At 70.3% G+C, this 17,442-nt stretch carries 12 protein-coding genes and 3 pseudogenes; 7 read left to right on the forward strand and 8 right to left on the reverse strand.

From position 1 onward, the window contains the following. Positions 1-45 precede the first annotated feature (45 nt). From GAS53_RS36670 to GAS53_RS36680, 3 genes are all read left to right on the forward strand, one after another. Positions 46-1,812, forward strand: coding sequence for an asparagine synthetase B family protein (locus GAS53_RS36670; RefSeq protein WP_151482091.1), 1,767 nt, complete (start codon positions 46-48; stop codon positions 1,810-1,812). A 28-nt stretch (positions 1,813-1,840) separates the two neighbouring features. Then, positions 1,841-2,281 carry an NUDIX domain-containing protein gene (locus tag GAS53_RS36675; RefSeq protein WP_151482092.1) on the forward strand — a complete coding sequence of 147 codons (441 nt, stop codon included), beginning with the start codon at positions 1,841-1,843 and terminating at the stop codon, positions 2,279-2,281. Positions 2,282-2,355: 74 nt separating this feature from the next. Continuing rightward, entirely contained in the window at positions 2,356-3,675 is a 1,320-nt protein-coding gene (locus GAS53_RS36680; protein ID WP_151482093.1) for a UDP-glucose dehydrogenase family protein, read from the forward strand. A 65-nt stretch (positions 3,676-3,740) separates the two neighbouring features. Here the strand turns inward: GAS53_RS36680 and GAS53_RS36685 are convergent, their stop codons facing one another. From GAS53_RS36685 to GAS53_RS36700, 4 genes and pseudogenes are all read right to left on the reverse strand, one after another. Next, positions 3,741-5,645, reverse strand: a complete 1,905-nt coding sequence (locus tag GAS53_RS36685) for a UvrD-helicase domain-containing protein (protein WP_151482094.1) — start codon at positions 5,643-5,645, stop codon at positions 3,741-3,743. Beyond that, the gene (locus tag GAS53_RS36690) at positions 5,642-7,522 is read right to left on the reverse strand and encodes an ATP-dependent nuclease (protein WP_151482095.1); all 1,881 of its coding nucleotides are present in this window, start codon (positions 7,520-7,522) and stop codon (positions 5,642-5,644) included. The genes GAS53_RS36685 and GAS53_RS36690 overlap by 4 nt, the downstream gene beginning before the upstream one ends. 287 nt (positions 7,523-7,809) lie before the next feature. Then, a pseudogene (locus tag GAS53_RS58095) lies at positions 7,810-7,962 on the reverse strand (tetratricopeptide repeat protein); the annotation flags it as partial. Between the two features lie 556 nt (positions 7,963-8,518). Further along, positions 8,519-8,728, reverse strand: a pseudogene (locus GAS53_RS36700) (IS5/IS1182 family transposase); the annotation flags it as partial. Between the two features lie 64 nt (positions 8,729-8,792). Here GAS53_RS36700 and GAS53_RS36705 point away from each other — a divergent pair. Next, positions 8,793-9,143 (forward strand): hypothetical protein, encoded by a 351-nt coding sequence (locus tag GAS53_RS36705; RefSeq protein WP_151482096.1) that lies wholly within the window; start codon positions 8,793-8,795, stop codon positions 9,141-9,143. Further along, positions 9,140-9,715 carry a DUF6262 family protein gene (locus tag GAS53_RS36710; protein WP_151482097.1) on the forward strand — a complete coding sequence of 192 codons (576 nt, stop codon included), beginning with the start codon at positions 9,140-9,142 and terminating at the stop codon, positions 9,713-9,715. Before GAS53_RS36705 ends, GAS53_RS36710 begins: the two co-directional genes overlap by 4 nt. A gap of 112 nt (positions 9,716-9,827) precedes the next feature. Here GAS53_RS36710 and GAS53_RS36715 read toward each other — a convergent pair whose 3' ends face one another. The 4 genes and pseudogenes from GAS53_RS36715 to GAS53_RS36730 all read right to left on the reverse strand — a co-directional run bounded on the left by GAS53_RS36715 (position 9,828) and on the right by GAS53_RS36730 (position 14,222). Then, on the reverse strand, positions 9,828-10,052 hold the full coding sequence (locus tag GAS53_RS36715; protein ID WP_151482098.1) for a hypothetical protein: 225 nt from the start codon (positions 10,050-10,052) through the stop codon (positions 9,828-9,830). 273 nt (positions 10,053-10,325) lie between these two features. Further along, positions 10,326-10,562: pseudogene (locus GAS53_RS36720) on the reverse strand (transposase); the annotation flags it as partial. Positions 10,563-10,669: 107 nt separating this feature from the next. Further along, the gene (locus tag GAS53_RS36725) at positions 10,670-11,248 is read right to left on the reverse strand and encodes a hypothetical protein (RefSeq protein WP_151482099.1); all 579 of its coding nucleotides are present in this window, start codon (positions 11,246-11,248) and stop codon (positions 10,670-10,672) included. Then, positions 11,229-14,222, reverse strand: a complete 2,994-nt coding sequence (locus GAS53_RS36730; protein ID WP_151482100.1) for an ATP-binding protein — start codon at positions 14,220-14,222, stop codon at positions 11,229-11,231. Before GAS53_RS36730 ends, GAS53_RS36725 begins: the two co-directional genes overlap by 20 nt. Before the next feature lie 127 nt (positions 14,223-14,349). Here GAS53_RS36730 and GAS53_RS36735 point away from each other — a divergent pair, with 127 nt between their 5' ends. Both GAS53_RS36735 and GAS53_RS36740 read left to right on the forward strand, forming a co-directional pair. Next, positions 14,350-15,240, forward strand: a complete 891-nt coding sequence (locus tag GAS53_RS36735; RefSeq protein ID WP_151482101.1) for an AraC family transcriptional regulator — start codon at positions 14,350-14,352, stop codon at positions 15,238-15,240. Positions 15,241-15,374: 134 nt separating this feature from the next. After that, positions 15,375-17,336 (forward strand): hypothetical protein, encoded by a 1,962-nt coding sequence (locus GAS53_RS36740; RefSeq protein WP_151482102.1) that lies wholly within the window; start codon positions 15,375-15,377, stop codon positions 17,334-17,336. The last annotated feature ends 106 nt before the right edge of the window (positions 17,337-17,442 follow it).

Consider the following 17,442-nt stretch of genomic DNA (forward strand, 5'->3'; position numbering starts at 1 on the left):
CGGTCGCCGCCAAGGCACCACCACTCACTCGGGGGTGAACCAGATATGTGCGGAATCGCAGGACTGGCCGGAGCCGACGCCGTCCGGCACGAGCAGACCGTCGGTGCGATGGGCGCCACGCAGGCCCACCGCGGGCCGGACGGCACCATGCACGCCGCCGCGAGCGACGGGCGGGCGGTGCTGGCCATGAACACGCTGCTGATCGTCGACCCGCAGGCGATGCCCGGCCCCTACCTCGACCGTGATACCGGGGTGCTGCTGGCTTTCAACGGCGAGATCTACAACTACCGACAGCAGGCCGCCGCCTGGGGCATCCTGCTCGGCCCTCGCGACACAGACGCGCACTTCGTGCTGCGAGCCTGGGCCAAGATCGGCCCGTCCTGCCTCGACGGGCTGGACGGCATGTTCGCCCTGGCCGTCTACGACCCGCGCGTCGGCAAGCTGTTCATGGCCCGCGACCGGCTCGGTGAGAAGCCGCTCTACTGGCGTCTGGACGGCGGCCGGCTCGCGTTCGCCTCCGAGGTCACCACCCTGGCCGGATACGGCGCTGCCCCGCTCGTCCTGCGGCCCGAGGTGATCGCGATCGAGACGCCAGCTGGTGTCGACACTCCCTTCCAGGGCATCCAGCTGCTCGCCCCGGCCACGCTGCTGGCCTTCGACATCGCGAGTGGCTCCCTGGACCAGCACACCTACTGGAAACTCCAGGACTGCCAGCCCTTCACCGGCACCTACAGTGAGGCCCTGGCGAGGTTCTCCGTCGTGCTGGCCGAGCAGATCCCGCTGCGGGCCCCGGGCTGCGACTTCGCGCTCTTACTCTCGGGTGGGCTCGATTCGTCGGTGCTGGCCTATCTGCTGCGGCCCCCGGTCTGTGTCACCGTCCGCTACCCGGGACAGGACCGGCTCGACGAGTCGCAGATCGCGGCCCAGATCGCATCCGACATCGGGGCCGAGCTGGTGGTTGTCGAGCCGGACCACGTCGACTTCACCAAAGTGCTGCCGCACATGATGTCCGCTCTGGACTACCCGATGGGCAACGCGTCCACGTTCTCTGAGTACATGGCCTACCGGAAGATCGCTGACCTCGGGCTCAAGGTCGCGGTCGGCGGGCTCGGCCCGGACGAGTTCCTCATGGGCTACGTCCGCCACGCCATGGTCCTGTTCGGCCCGGACGCCGTCCTGGCCGCCGGGATGGACGCCTACCGGCCGCTGGCCGCCAAGCTCCTGCACACGGCCGTCGAGGAACTCGACCCTGCCGAGGCGGTCACCCGGCTCGTCCTGCGCGGCCCCGACCCCGACGGCCGCATCCGCGACCTCGTCGCCACCGCGATGGACACCAGCGGTGGGGACCTGGCCCGCGGCCTCACCCTCGCCGACCTGGCGACGGCCTGGCGTCCGCTGGTGATGACGAGCGACAAGCTCGCCTCCGCCTACGCCCTCGAACGCCGGTCTCCCTACCTGGCCCGCGCCCTGGTCGAGCTGTCCTACCGGCTACCCGCCGAGCACAAGATCGCCCACCCGGCCGAGGGCAAGCGGATCCTCCGCGACGCCGCGAAGGCCCTGGGCCTGCCGCGGGAGGTCTGGGGCAGCCGGGACAAGCTCGGCTTCGCCTCCCCGGTCCCGTCCTGGCTGAACGGCCAGCTCGCGGCCTGGGCGGATGCCCAGATCCACACCGCCCTGGCGGAGGCGCCGGTCGCGATGCGGCCGCTGCTCGAGGGCGGGCTCAAGCAGGGCGGGCGGTTCGACCGCACCCGGATGCAGGCCCTCATGGCGGCCGCCTGGTTTTGCGACCAGACGGTGAGGGCTGCCGCATGACGACCTGTCGCCTCACTACGGTGTCCGGATGCACCAGGACACCACTGCCGAGAGCCCGGCCACCGCCCGCGGCGCCGTCGCGATCATCGCCAACCGCCGCAGCGAACTCCTCCTCCACCTGCGTGACAACCTGCCCGGCAAGATCGCCTGGCCGGATCACTGGAGCGTTCTGGGAGGCGGCTGCGATCCCGGCGAGACCCCGGCCGCTGCGATCGTCCGCGAGCTCGACGAAGAAGCCGGCCTGGTCGTCGACGACCTCACCGAGCTGTTCGAGATTCGCGACGAGCACGGCTCCGGCCAGCTGATCACGTTCTTCGCCGCCTCCTGGGACGGCGACGAGACCCAGCTCCCGCTGGCCGAGGGCGTCAAGCTCCAGTTCTTCGCCCCCGAACACCTCGGCATCCTCACGATCCCGCCGTTCATCCGGGACGGGATCAACCGCTACCTGGCTGCGGCGCGGCCCTCCTGAGCACCCCGCCCTTCCCGGGCGGGGCAGAGGTGGGGGCCGCCGGGCGGCCCCCACCTCGCAAAGGAACCCCGCTCATGAAGCTCACCGTCGTCGGCTGCGGCTACCTCGGCGCCACCCACGCGGCCTGCATGGCCGAACTCGGCCACGAGGTTCTCGGCATGGACTGCGACATGGACAAGGTCGCCGTCCTGAACTCCGGCAAGGCCCCCTTCCACGAACGCGACCTCGACGGCCTCCTCGCCAAGCACACCGCGACGGGGCGCCTGAAGTTCACCGCCTCGTACGCGGAGGCCGCAGCCTTCGCCGAGCTGCACTTCATCGGCGTCGGCACCCCGCAGCAGCCCGGCGAGAACGCTTATGACCTCTCCCACCTGTTCGCCGCTGTCCGCCAGCTCGCACCCCGAATCAAGAGTCCGGCCGTCGTCGCGGTGAAGTCGACCGTCCCGGTCGGCACCGCACCCCGCGTCCGCGACCTCCTCCACGAGTTCGCACCCGTCGGCGACCGCGTTCAGGTCGCCTGGAACCCTGAGTTCCTGCGCGAGTCGTTCGCCATCGAGGACACCCTCCGCCCCGACCGGCTTGTCCTCGGCTTCGACACCGAGCACTCCTGGGCCGAAGCCGTGCTGCGGCAGTGCTTCGAGAAGATCATCGAAGCGGGGACGCCGACGATCGTCACCGACTGGGCCACCGCCGAGCTCGCCAAGGCGTCCGCGAACGCCTTCCTCGCCACGAAGATCTCCTTCATCAACGCGATCGCCGAGGTCTGCGAAGCCTCCGGTGCCGACGTCGGCCAGCTCGCCGACATCCTCGGCCATGACGCACGCATCGGTCGCCGCGGCATGCGGCCCGGCCTCGGCTTCGGTGGCGGCTGCCTGCCCAAGGACATCCGCGGCTTCATGGCCCGCGCCGGTGAGCTCGGTGTCGACCAGGCTCTGACGATCCTTCGCGAGGTCGACGCGATCAACAACCGGCGCCGCGAGCGCATGGTCGACCTCGCCTGCGAACAGGTCGGCGGCAACCTCGGCGGCAAACGGATCACCGTCTGGGGCGCCGCCTTCAAGCCCGAGACCGACGACATCCGCGACTCCCCCGCCCTGGCCGTCGCCCACAAGCTCCACGAACTCGGCGCCACGGTCACCGTCACCGACCCCCAGGCCCTCGACAACGCCCGCAAGATGCACCCCGAACTCGACTACATCGACGACCCCATTGCCGCCGTCCAGGACGCCGAGCTGCTGCTGCACCTCACCGAGTGGCCGCAGTTCTCCCACATCGACCCCCACCGCCTCGCCGCCCGCATCGCAACCCCGAAGGTCATCGACGGGCGCGGCACCCTCAACCTGGCCACCTGGCGCGAAGCCGGCTGGACCTTCCGCGCCCTCGGCCGCCCCTGAGTCCCTCACTAGTGCTGCCGGTCCGGCCAGCGGGCGGGACGGTTCCGCCGGGACGGATGCAGGGGTCAGTGCTCGGTGAGGTCCCGGACGTCCCAGCCCGCGTCGATCATCACCTCCGCGTAGCGTTTGCCGCGGTCGCGGTGGGCGGCGAGCACCAACAGGTGGGTGGGGCGCGTAGCCCCGACGAAGACGAGCTGCACAGCGGCCTGGACACTCTTCAGCTCCCGCTGGGGGTCGCTCCCCTCCGCGACCATGCGGAGTGCCTCGGTCACGTCGAACTTCTTGCCGTTCTTCTCAAGGCACTCCAGGATCAGCGTCGCCGCATGGGTCTCGCCCTTCGCGCTCTGAATGGTCCCGGGTACGGCCCGCACCACTGGCACTGCGGCGGAGCTCTTGGGGACGCCGCCCGGTGCCCCGGCCGCCTCGGCCGCGGGGGTGAACTCCAGGCCGACGGCCTTCAGCGGCCGGTCGGCGAGCAGCTTCATCTGGACTGTCAGCTGCTCGGTGATCATGCCCCAGCCCGCCTCGTCGAACGCGGCTCCGTGGACGAGGAGTTCGCGCAGCAGGATCCGCACCCTGCCGCCGGGGGTCGCCGCAGACCTCTCGAGGCGGCCCAGCGCCGGTAGCCCTTCGCCGGTCAGGGGCGTGAAGGACGCGCGCAGGGCGTTCCACAACTCGGTCGCCGCTTCGTGGCTGTCCGCGCCGGACCTCCACTGGGTCCCTGCCGCGCGGGCCGCGTCGATCAGGGCGCGGTGGGCCGTCTGGCGGCCGGGCGGGGTGTAGCCGGGCACGTAGCAGGAGATCGACTGCGGGTAAGCCTGGGAGCCTCCCCGGCCCTGTCGCGCGCCCAGCACACGCGGCGGACGCCTGAGGAGGACGTCCTCGGGGACGATCACGGCGGCCATGCGTTCGAAGGTCGGCACGACGTCGGTCGCTGTGGCCTCGTCGAACAGCAATACCGCCACCTGGCCGTCGGGACCGGCTCCGTGGACTTGCTGGGGGCGCCGGACGGCCAGGCGGCTGGCCACTGCCGCGATCTGCGGTCCGAAGCGGCGGCTGACTGGCAGCTCCGGGGCGCCGGACAGAGGGAACGCCGAGGCGGGTCCGCTCACCGCGCGGACGTCGCTGTAGATGCCCTGGTTGGTGTCGCCTACCCGCTGCACCACTGTGGACGAAGAGGTGAAGACGAGGTCCAGCAGTTCGTGTTGGGTGGCGCTGGTGTCCTGCATCTCGTCGAGGAGAACGAATGGGAAGCGCGCGGAGACGGCCGGGACGATGCCGGCGTGCTCGGTGAGGTACTGCTGGGCGATGGCGTACATGTCCTGGTAGCGGAAGATGCCTCGACGGGCCAGAGTCCACTTGAGGCTGGACAACTGCTTGCCGCTGGTTGTCTCAGCGCGGAAGGGGGGTTCCCTGGTCGCGCCGGTGACCACGAGTTCGCCGTCCTTGTAGGTGAGCGTCGCCCCGGTGACGATGCCGGTGCCGTCGCGCTGGCGTTCCACGTAGCTGCGCAGGGTGGAGTAGTTGGGGTGTTGCAGGAGCCGGATTGCTGCGGTCTCGAAGGCCGCGTCGTCGACGGACCGGACCTCGACGCCCTTGGCCCGCACGGCCGGCAGCGCGAGGAAGGTGTGCACGAAGGACTGGATGGTGCCGATGAAGTGCGGGTAGCGCAGCAGGCTCCGCCCCGCGGTTAGGGAGGCCACCCGGTCGGCGATCTCGTTCTTGGCCGTGTTGGTGTGGGAGAGCACGCACACCCCGCACGTCGTGGAGGTCCATGCGTCGGCCATGAGCGCGAGCTTGAGCCCGATCAAGGTGGTCTTGCCCGACCCCGGGACGGCCTGGAGGTCCTGTGTGGTCTCGCTCTGCAGGAAATCCCACTGCTCGACGTCAAGCGGGTCAAGTCCGAGGAGCTTCACCATGGCCTCCACCTTGTGTGTGGCGAAGGCATCGGGCAGGTAGGCGCCGGTCACAGGGCCGCCTCGCCGCACAGGTGCTTGAAGGCGTCGACCAGATAGGGTGGGACGTCGCCCTTCGTCACCGAGGTGGAGGCGAGGAGCTGCGCGGCGAACTGCGCGGTGATCGACTTGCTAGTGCTGTTGAGCTTGAGCGGTCTGTAGATAGCCAGAGCAGCCTGCTCGAGGGGGACCTTCTGGCGCAGCCAGCGGTCGACGACCTTGTCGGCCCGTGCGATGACCTGATCGGTCTTGGCGGCGTCCGGCCAGGACCGTTCTGCAACGGATGCGAGCTTGACCGCGCGGTGCATCAGCCTGGCCATGGTCCAGGAGGTGACGGCGAGGTCGTACTCCAGCGTCCACCAGTTCGACACGAAGGTCTTCACTGGCCCGTCGTCTTCGCTGGCGAGGTCCGCAACGTGCGCGGCGATCTCCCGCTCCGTCATCTCGTCCCAGCACTTCAAGCTGCCGCGCATCTTCTCCGAGGTCCCGGCGGGGACGAGGTCGCGGTCGCGGATGCAGGCGACAGGAACGGGGATCTGCTCGCCGGAGCGCTGGAAGACGCGGCTGTACCGGAACAGGCCGACGTGGCCGACGTTGACCACGCTGACGCCGTGCTCGTTGAAGGGCATGCCCAGGGCGGCGGCGAGAGCGGGCAGGAAGATTGCCTCGGCGTCGCCCTCGACCATCGCCAGGCCCCGAGCGAAGAACATGTTGGCCTTGGTGACGTCCAGGAACCGGGTCAGGAACGCGTAGTCCTCGCCGGTCAGGCACGTGATACCGCGCCGCAACGGGAAGGTGCGGCCCCGGACGACGAGGGTCAGGCACTCGACGGACGTCGATGAGGAGAGGTTGGGGCTGTGAGTGGTGAGGATGACCTGGACCGGGGCCCTGCCGTCTTCCTGCGGCCCCTGGGCCTTGTCGCGGAGCAGGTCCATGATCCGAGTCTGGAGCTGGGGGTGGAGGTGCGCCTCGGGCTCCTCGATCAGCAACAGGGGTGCCAGTTCGCTCTTGCCCAGCAGGAGGAGCTCCGCGGCCATGAACAGGGCATTGTTGTAGCCGAGCCCGCGGCGTGTCCACTCGTCGGACTCAGCGAAGAGGTTCAGTTCGAGCCGTTCCAGCGCGCGGGCCAGCGTCGCGTCGGTGGCGACGCTGATCTTGGCACGCAGGACATCGTCGCCGATGGCGAACCGCTGCAGGTAAGCCGAGTTGATGTCCTGGCTCACATCAGAGACGGCATCGTTGCATCGGATGTCGTGCTCGGCGCGGCGCAGGATCCCCACCAGAGTGGACGGAGGGGCGTCGCCCTCGGGGTCGTAGTCATCGATACCCTGATCCTTCATCGCCGGGTAGCCGGCGAGGATCTGGGACAGCCGTGATCCGCGGCCCGAGCGCAGTTCCGCCTCCGCGTCGCGAAGGGGGCGCAGGTAGGTGGCGCGCAGGAGTTCGCGTGCGGCGCCGTCCAGGGCGGGGCCGTTGCCGTCCGGTCCGGTCCGGGTGGTGACGGAGACCCGGTTCCGGACCGGGTCCATCCGCTGGGCCTTGAACGTCACGCAGAGCCAGGCGGCGCCGCCGCGGTCGTGGGTGAGCAGTTCCAGGAAGACCGCCTGCTCCTCGGTCGACAGGGCGGTGAACCCGCACACAATGGTGAAGGTCTCCGCCCGCCCGTCCTTCCCGAGGTGGAAGTCGTCCTGGGAGACCCGGTAGTAGTCCGTCGCCGCGGTCTGCAGACACAGCCGGATCGCGTCGATGATCGCCGTCTTCCCGCTGTCGTTCTCGCCGACGAGCACGTTCGTCCCGGCCGTGAACGACAGGTCAAGCGACGCGTCCGTCTCGCCTTCGCTCTGGGCCGCGGCTCCGAAGACCCGGAAGTTCTCGACCCGAAGATGCGCCAAGTACACAGATTCCCCCGCCGACGGGGCCGCGGTGCCCTCTTCTCCGGGAAGGAGTCCCCCGGGCTGCGCGGCCCGTGATCGATATTTTCGAGATCCTATGCTCTCCGGGGTCGCCGCCCGGGGGAATCCGGCAGATTGCGGGAGACAAGGGTCCCGGGCGCCTCGTCGGCCCGGACGGCCGTGCTCCTGCGGGCCGCTGTGATGGTCTTGCCTGACCCGGCCGACCAGCGCGGGAGGGAGGGCCGCCGCTACGCCGTCCTCCTGTGACGTTACGTCGACCACCTGCACAGCTTCCTGCCTCGCTGCTCGCAGGCTTCGACGAGCCGTACGGCGGTGGGGATGTGGCCGAGGTCGATGGCCTGGTCCGCGAGCTTGTGCAGGGTGGTGGCGGCGAGTTCGTTCTCGCCGGCCTCGGCGGCGAGCCGGTAGCTGTGCAGGTGTACGGGTTCAAACCGGGTCCGGCAAAGATGTCAAGCGCGAGGCTGGTAGCCATCGCTTCTCCGCTACCCTCCATGGCATGCGCCCAGTTTTGAGGCGTAAATGCCCCGCCCACAGTGCGCTCAGGCCGAGCGATGCAGCCACGAACGACTGCACGTGCGGAATCCGGGCTGCGGTCGCCGTCCGCCCGATCCCGATGGAAGCGGTCCGCATCGGAGCCGCCGTTACCGCCTCCATCGCCCTGCGTCGCGCAGGGATGGAGGATCAAGCCGATCAGCTCGTCCGAGCTACAGACGACAGCGACAGCACGCCACGCCGTCCCGCCGCGTCCACGTGCCCGGTCTCTTTACGCCAGGAACGCCGCAGTGACCGCGAGCTCCTTAGTGACGTGGTCGGGCAGCTCACGCTCGGCATCACCACCCACTCACTTAAGGACATGGACCCGGTGGATAGCGCAAATAATTGGTGGTACTTCACATACGGTCCCCCTGTGACCAGGCAAAACGCCGCGTCGCCACCTGCTCACTGGCACCGCGCTAGGGCTGTGTGATGTCGTGATCAATCGGCTGCTTGCAGGAGCTCTCCGAGCCAGATCATCGAGGCGCGGAGTTCGAGGCCGGCGAGGTAGCTCTCGGGCGTCTTGTCGAAGCATGTGGCGATGCCGCGCCAGTCCTTCAGCCGGTTGATCAGTCGCTCGACGGTGTTGCGGTCACGGTAGAGCTCGGCGTCGAAGGTGACGGGACGGCCGCCCCGGCTGCCCTTCTCCTCGAACCTGTCGTACGAGTCGAAGTCCGTTGCCGTCCCGTTCGGCAACTGCATCGAACCGTCGAATGTGAAGGCCGGCGGGAAAAAGTGCGCCATCCGCTTCCAGTGCGCCGGCTGCGGCTTTTACCGCCCCGACCCGCCTTACCTGCCCGCGATCGAGGACCACATACATGCCCTGAAAGCCGACCGCGAAATGGCCGAGGCCATGGATGCCGACGCCTTCGTCATCCGCAACCTCACCGACCAGATTGAGGCGTTCCAGGGCGTTATCGAGCGTATGAACTCCCGGATGACGGAGCTGCCAGCCGAGATCCAGGCCGAGGTCGAGGAGGCCAGCAGGGTGCTGCGCAAGGTACGGGCCGGCGGACGCACCCTCCTGCCACTCACCGTCATCGAACAACCGGGAGCATCGGCATGACCGGGCCGCGGAAACCCGCCGAGGTCCTGGCGGAGTCCCGCCGCCAGGACAGCCGGAACAAGCGGCAGCGCGTCCTTGCCGTGGTGGACCAGATGCTCGCCCAGGGCGACCCGGTGACCTTCGCGGCCGTAGCCCGTACCGCAGGAGCGTCGAACTGGTTGGTCTACGCCGACGGAGTCCGCGAACACATCGAGAAGGCCCGGACCCAACAGGCCAGCCGCCCCGCACATGATCGCCTAACTGGAGGCGCCATGAGCACCGCGAGCATTCGCACCGATCTGGAGCTCGCGCGGGCCGAGATCAGAGCACTCCGCGAAGAGCGCGATCACTTGAAAGGGGTCCTCCAGCGCAACCTTGGTCAGCAACTCGACCAAGTCGCCTCGAAGGACCTCGTCGTGCGAATCGACGAGTTGACCACCCACAACCACGAACTGACCGCACGCTTCAACCAGGCCCAAGCAGAGAGCGGCGAACTCCAGCGCCGTCTCCGGGAAGCAGAGGACGACGTCGCAGCAGCCCGGAGCAGTCTGCGTCGGATGATTCGGGCGGGAGGTCACGGAAGCAGTTCCTGATCAGGATGTGCCTGCCGCGGTGTTCCGTCGCTCCCTCATCGAGGCGGGACACCGCGTCCAGGAGCATGTACCTGGTGCTCGCTGCGGGTTCTCGCCATCCGTTCTAAAGGCGTCAGTACGGCGCCTGGGCAGCAATGTCGTTCGCCACTTTCTCAAGGTTGACGAGCAAGAACTCGAACCGCCTCTGCCGCTTCACCCAGGAGCCGGCGCTGCCCATCCGCTGGCTGCGTGTCTCCCGAAGAGCAGATGCCTTGCTGATCGGGCTCTCACGCGCAGCAAAATTTCGGAGCGCGACCAGAAGGTTCAGCGGGTCCTTGTGCTTCGGATCCTTGATCACTTGGTACAGGTAGTGACTCTTGGGGACGAACTTCGCGATCGCCTCGACCTCATCCGGCAGCCGCGACTCCCTCGGCCACCACTGGAACGGCCCGGCAGCAGGTCCGAGACCACCCCCACACCGCGCGCCGTCGTCCTCACCAGCACATACACCTGCCGCCGGGATATCCCCAGGATCGCGGCGGCCTCATCCGCATCCGCCAGCCCCACCCTGGCCTTCTCGGCAAGCGGCCCGATCACCTCGGGATCGTGTCCCGCCTGATGGTGTACCCGATCAACTGACCGGCTTGTTCATGGTGTTGGGTAGTGCGGGGGTGCTGTCAGGGAGCTCGGCATAGAGCTTGTCCATGCTGCCTTGGGGGAGGTAGCGGCGGGGGAAGGCGATCCATTCATCGTGCATCTCGAGCAGCACGGCGGTCACCAGCCGTTTGAGAGCCGGCGGGTTGGGGAAGACCTGGACGATGTCGGTGCGGCGCTTGATCTCCCGGTTGTTCCGCTCCAGAGGGCGCGAGCGCATCAGCCAGCTCAGGGCGCGCAGCACCACCCGGCGTCTCGGCAGCACGACGAGCCCCTCGGGGCGGCTGATTCCGGGCACCCTGCCGACGCGACCAACGGGGCTCAGCGGTCCCGGCCGAACCAGTCCTGGACGCGGTGCACGGCGGCCACGGCACCTTCCCAGGCGGCGAGCCCGACGAGCGCCGCGCCCAGGCCGACGTCCATCGCGCCCGGGGTGTCGGACTCGACGCGTGACAGCTCGTCATCGGGCTCGGGCTTCTCCGCCGTGTACGCCTCGGTTTCCGGGTCCGCGCCAGACGAGTGAACCTCGCCGTGTTCGTCCACTTCCAGCCGGTCGAGCGTCACCTCGATCTGGTCCGTCTTGTCGGTCCAGTCGCCCGCCGTGTCCGCCAGCTCCGCGAGTGCACCCGCCGGGTCCTTTCCGGGCTCCGGCACGTCAAAGGGCGGCGGGCTCGGTTTGCCCGAGTACCCCTCGTGCATGACGTCGATGAGCGGTTCGGAAGGGCCATGGTCGATCGGGCCTTCGAACATGTGGCGGTCAAGCTCGTACGCTGCTAGCCCGTCGACATCCGCATCGTCGTCCCGGTTCGGCTCGTCGTCCCCGTCCGCATCCCCACCGACGTCGGGCTCCCGGGCCTCGGGCGCCGGGCTCTCGTCGGCGTCAGGGTCGTCGATCGGCATCGTTGCCGCCTCTCCTCGTAGTGCGCGGCGCAAGCAAGTGGGGCACCCACGGGCAGGAGCCGAAGGGCGCGACGGTCTCGGCGAGGCGTGCGGCCCAGTCCGTGTCGTCGCGGCGCGCTCCCACCGCCTGCTCGATCGGCGCGGGCACGGAGTGACCGAAGGCGAGGGCCCGCACCCGCGCGGCATCCCGCTGATCGGCCGCGAACCAACCCTGCACCGCGACAAGTTGCTCGGCGCAGGTGTCACCGGCGATGGGCATCCCGTATGTCTCTTCCCACTCGGCACTGCGCGGATGCCGGGCGGCCGCGGGGTCCTTGCGTACGGCGCTGCGGAGGGTGTCGCGCACGAGGCACCAGCGGTACGGCGGTGCCAGCCACTCGGGCTCTTGCCGTGGGCAGTGCCCGTCACCGTCCAGGCGGGCGCGGATGGCGTCGGTGACGTGGACCGCGAGTGCGTCGTGACAGCCCTGTCCGCCGATGGCTGCCGAGCGCCCCGCGACCGCCGCGTCCACGGCGTGCGACAGCGCGCAGTCCAGCAGCCGCCGTCCGACCCCGCGCAGTGCCTCGCGTACGGCCGGGTGGGGCACCGGCGTCGTCCACCCCGTCAGGTGCGCGAGGACGGCCAGCTCACCCCACAGCCGGAGGACCGCGGCATGGTCCAGGCTGCGCTGCGCGTCGCGCACGTCCCGCAGGGTGCACGGCTCGGCGAGGCACAGCGGACCGCAGGTGGCGCTGCGGGAGGCGACGAGGCGGGCTGGCGAGTCCGTGGCGGAGGGGCCTCGTCGCTCCTGGGCGGTGCCGTCGGGCATGCGGACGAGCAGGGGGAAGTCCATGCCGTCGGTGAACACGGCGGCCTCTCCAGGGGGGAGGGTGACCAGGTACTGCGACTGTTCGTCGGTGAGGTTCATGGTCGCGCCGACGAGGGCGCGGTCGTCGGCGGCGGGCAGTCGGTGGACGATCTTCACCGCGGTGTTCTTGACCACGTCGTCGACCAGCTTGGCGGGGATCTGTTCGGCGATGATCAACCCCTCGCCGTAGGCGCGGATCTCGGCGAGCAGTCCGGCGATCATCTCCACGGCGTGGGCGGCCGGCCCCCGGGTGGCGGACCGGCGCAACAGCCGGTGCGCCTCTTCGAAGACGGTCAGGTGGCGCAGGCCGGTCACGTCCGCCGTGCCGCCGTGGACCAGACGCAGGTGCTCGACGAGCCGGATGAGGACGGTCCCCATCAGAAACGCCTTGTCCATGTCGTCGCCGACGTCCTCGATCTCGACGACGGTGTTGTGCCGCAGCAGGCGGGCGAAGTCGATCGGATGGCCGTCGGCGAGGAACCGTCCGGTGGTGCCCGTACGCAGCGCCGCCAGCCGGACCCGCACGAACCCGCGGACGTTGTCGGTGATCTCCCTGCCGTATCCGATGTCGGAGACGACTTGGTCGGCGGTGCGTTGCAGGTCCTCCAGGGTCGGGTAGCGCGGCCGGGCACCGGGTACGGCCGGCTCGCCGAGCGCGAGGTCCCAGCCCAGGTCCTCGTAGCAGCGGGTGAGGGCGGCGTTGAGTACCTGTGGGAACGGGTCGTCGGCGTCGAAGGCTGCGAGAAACAGCGCCCGCACGAGGTCGGCGTGGGTCTGGAGCGGGAACCGTGCGCCGTCCGGGCCGGGGGCCGGTTCCAGCGGGTTGATTCCGGCGGGCAGTTGCCCGGCCAGGCCGGGCCGGATGCGCACGACCTCCGCCGTACCGGCCAGCCGGGCCGCCATGAGCCGGTACTCCGCCTTGGTCGGCTCCACCACCAGCCAGGGCAGCCCCTGGGCGGTGGCCTGTTCGAGGAGTGCGCGCACGGTCTGTGACTTTCCGGAGCCGGTCGCGCCGCATACGAAGGTGTGCCGGTTCAGGCTCTCGTACGGCACGGTGAGCCGCCCCGCCGCCCTGCGCCCGCCGTCCAGGATCTGGCCCAGCGCGAGGCCGGGCCGTGGCATCGCGTCCGTGCCGTCGCCGAGGTGGCCTGCGGTGTTCTCCGCGGTGACGTCGAAGGCGGGGCGCAGCGCGAACCGCAGGCCGGGCATCTCGCGTGCGGGCGGTCGCGTCAGGGCGGCCAGCAGCTCCGGGCCCGCCGTGAACGGCGAGCGGGCCGGGCCGGGCAGGCTCGGGGGCGCGTGCTCCAGAACCTCGGGCAAGGGGCCGGTGTCCGCAGCCGCTCCTGCGGGAACGAGCGCGTACGGCAGACCTTCCAGGTCGGCCGAGGCACAGACCAGGCCGGCGATCCGGCGGGCCGCCTCCGGCGAGGCCCCGCCGGCCAGCAGGTGCACGCGCCACAACCCCGTGACCGGGGCCCGTGCCAGTTCGCGATGGCGTCGGCGCAACCGCCGTGCCTCCACGGCGTATTCGGGGGACGAGTCCGCTCTGGACTGGACCGTGCGGAGCCGGTCGGCCACCTCGCCCGCCAGGTCCGCCGCCTCGTCCTGACCGACGGCTTCGGCGAGCAGCAGCCAGCCGAACGGATCGTGCCATACCGCCAATAGGCTGTCGTCCAGGGGTAATCGGCTCTCTCGCACGGTCGTTTCCCCGCTCGCGCCCCGGGGCGCGAAGGGGTCCGGGTCGGTCAGGAGTCCGTCGGTGATGCCCGCTGTCCGGCACCAGCAGGGCAGCTGCCCCATGGCCGCGGCCAGTTCGCCCACGGGCAGGCGCCGGGCCCGCGCGCCGGCGGGCAGGCCGAGGACGACGCGGTCGCCGTCCTCCGTGCCCGCCAGGGACGCTCCCCCTGCTAGCACGTCGACCGGCCCGCCGGCCGAGACCCTGCGCCAGCCGAGCGCGACGGCGTCCGCGCCCGCGTGATAGGCCGACACCAGAGCGGCCAGGCGGCGGTGGCGGGCCGCAGCGTCCACCCCGGTGGACGCCGGGTCCGGCTCACGGGGCAACTCGTACACCCGGAAGGCGTCCAGGCCGGCCAACAGCCGTACCATGGCGCCCGGTTCCGCGGTCATGGCACCCGGAGTGTAGCCGCACCCCACGAGGCGGAACACCGGTGCGTGACAGCCCGCTGACAGAAGGTGCCCCTTCTGCTTGACTGCCCCCACCGGCACCACAGGGGATACGCGAGGGGAGCATCGGATGGTGCGCTACTTCTCCTGTCCGTCGGGCACCTGGGAGTTCGCGGTGGCCCGGCCGGGTCCGCGGGTACGCCGGATCGCCCATGCCTACCGGGGCTTTCGGGTGGACGCGGGGCAGCCAGGACGCTGGGCGGGCGTCCCCTCGGGCGTCGCGACCCTGCTGCTCGGCTTCGACCATGAGCGGCAGTTGTGGTTCACCACCGCTGCCGACCGTGGGGCGGGGACGCCGTGCACGTCGATGCTCAAGGGGCTGTCCACCTCACCCTGGATCACCGAGCACCACGGGTACACATACGGCGTCGAAGTGCTCCTCGCGCCGTGGGCGGCCTTCACGATGCTCGGCATCGATCTGCACCAACTATCAGGCGGCGTGGTCGAGTTGAGCGCCCTGGCGGGGGATCGCCCGCAGCACCTGGCCGAGGCCCTGGCCGCGTTGCCCGACTGGCCGCAGCGCTTCGCCCTGCTCGACACCGCCCTTCCGTGGTGGCTGGCGCGCGGCCCCGCGTGGTCGCCGCGGGTGGAGTGGGCCTACGGCGAACTCGCCCGCACCGGAGGCAGAATCCCCATCCGCGAGCTGGCCGAGGGCACCGGCTGGCGGCAGCGGCAGCTCGAATACCGCTTCCGGGAGCAGATCGGCCTGACACCCAAGAGTCTGGCGCGCGTCTTCCGCCTGCGCGCCGCGCTGCGGCGGCTCACCGCGGGCTGGACGGCGGCCCGGACCGCCACTGCCTGCGGCTTCAGCGACCAGTCCCATCTGAGCCGCGAGCTCAAGGCGATGACGAACCTGGTGCCGAGCCGCCTGCGCATCGGAGAGAGTCATCCCCTCGCCGATGCCGTGGCGGCCTCCGAGCGGGTGGACGGCACGATCAGAAGCGTCCTGCTGGCGGCGTGAACTCGGCTCCGGGGCTGCGTTTTTGTTCAAGACGGCCCCGTTCCCGCCCTGTCACACTGGCCGACGGACAGTCGGCCACATCACCCGCGCCCGGCCCCGCAACGGGACACCCCTCACGACGAGGTATGCCGCACATGAGCGAGCTCCCCTCCACCCCGGTCGGGCTGCCGGGCCCGCAGGCACGGCTGTTCGAGCCCGGGCAGCGCCTCGGCTGGACGTTCCGCGACCGCTGGCAGGTGTACCGCTCCTACGCGCTCCCCGAGCCGGTGTCCGAGGAGGTCCCGGAGGAGCGCTACCTGGCGGTCGAGGAAGCCTCCGCGATGTTCACCGCCAACCGGAACAATCCGCTCGTCCTGTTCATCGCGGGTCTCGCCGTCTTCTTCCTCCTCCTGAGCCTGCTCAACGCCAACGTGGTCCTCGGTCTGGTCGCCGCCTTCTTCGCCGTGGTGCCCGCCGGACTCCTGGCCCGGTTCGCCCTGGATCGGGCCTCGACCCGTCGGGCACTCGCGGAGGCCGAGGCCCGGGTGGCCGCGAACAACGAACGCCGGTGGCAGCAGTGGCAGACGCTCAAGTCCGCGCACGAGGCCGCCGAAAAGAAACGCCTCGCACGACTCAACGACTGGGGCGCCGTTCGCGTCCCGCCCGGCACGCGTCGTCTGGAGGTCTTCGGCGGCAACCTGCAGGGGTGGGAGTCCCTCCTGACGGTGTTCGGCGCCTCGACGCTGGCCGAGCGGCCGATGACCCTCGTCGACCTGTCCCGGGAGCAGGTCGGCCTGGAACTCGCCCGGTTCGCCGACGCCATGGGCCACCGCGTGGACGTACAGACACTGCCCGACGAACTCGACAGGACGACGCTCCTCGACGGACTCACCACCCAGAAGATCCTCGACGTGCTGGTCGAGTCGATGTACGGCGACGAGCCGCGCGCCAGCCGGGCCGAACGCATCATGGACGACCGTATCCTCACCAGCGTCTGCCACGCCCTGGGCGAGAACGTGACCCTGGGCCGCATCGGCGCCGCGCTGCGCGCGCTGATGGGACAGACACACGGCACCGAGGCACTGACCCGCGACGAGCGCAACCGTATCACCGACGAGCTGTTCACCGACGAGTGGCGGCGGCAGGCGTATTCCGCCATCAGCCGCATCGAGTCCTACCTCCACCCGCTCGAACGGCTGGGCAGCGCGCCGCGCGAGCCCGCCTCGGGCCACCTGACCTGCTTCGCCCTCCAGGGCGGGGGCAGCAACGTCCGCAGCGAGCTGATCACCGACCTCCTGGTGCAGAGCCTGACCCACCGCCTCGCGGCCGCGGCCACGACCGATGACCCGCTGCCTGTCCTGGTGGTCGCCGGCGCCGACGAACTGGCACGCCGCCACCTGGAGCGGCTCTCGGACATCTGCGAGCGCCGGGACGTCCAGCTCGTGCTGCTCTTCCGGCATCTGAGGGACACCGCCCGGCAGGTGATCGGCGGCGGCCTGGTGGCGCTGATGCGGCTCGGCAATCACGAGGAGGCCGGCCGCGGCGCGGAGTACGTGGGCCGCCACCACAAGTTCGTCCTCAGCCAGCTCACCAAGTCGCTCGGCGGCAGCGAGACCTACACCGTGGCGGAGTCGGACGGCCGCGGCGTCTTCTTCCAGGAGTCCGCGGGCTGGTCCCGGGCGCCCACCGTCTTCGGCGCCTACACGGCCCACCGCAGCAAGGGCGGCGGCACCAGCCGCAACTGGTCGACGACCCGCCAGCACGCCGAGGCCACCTCCCGCACCGAGCAGCAAGGGGTCAGCCGTGTCCACGAGTTCACCGTCGAGCCCACCGCTCTGCAGAACCTGCCGGACCTCGCCCTGCTGCTCATCACGCCCGGCACCCCGGCCAGGCTCCAGTCCGTGGAGTGCAACCCGGCCATCGTGACCCTGCCTCGAGTGAGCATGGACCCGCACCCCGACGAGCCACCGCCCGCCCCAGACGGTGCTCCGCCCCCGTCGGCGTCCCCGCCCCCGCGGTTCGATCCGCACGCCCATCCGGGTCCCGAGCCTCCGCCATGGGCCCCCGGCCGCCGATTCAGCCCGCCGCCCCCGGAGCCACCGGGCCCAGGTGACTGAACGGCAGGGAGGTGACGGTGGCGTACGACACGCACGACCGCGACGACGGGCAGGCGCGGGAGTGGTGGCTGCACGGCGCCGCCTCCACAGCAGCCCGGCGGGCCTT

The organism is Streptomyces albicerus (assembly GCF_008905045.1).
GTDB classification, from domain to species: domain Bacteria; phylum Actinomycetota; class Actinomycetes; order Streptomycetales; family Streptomycetaceae; genus Streptomyces; species Streptomyces albicerus.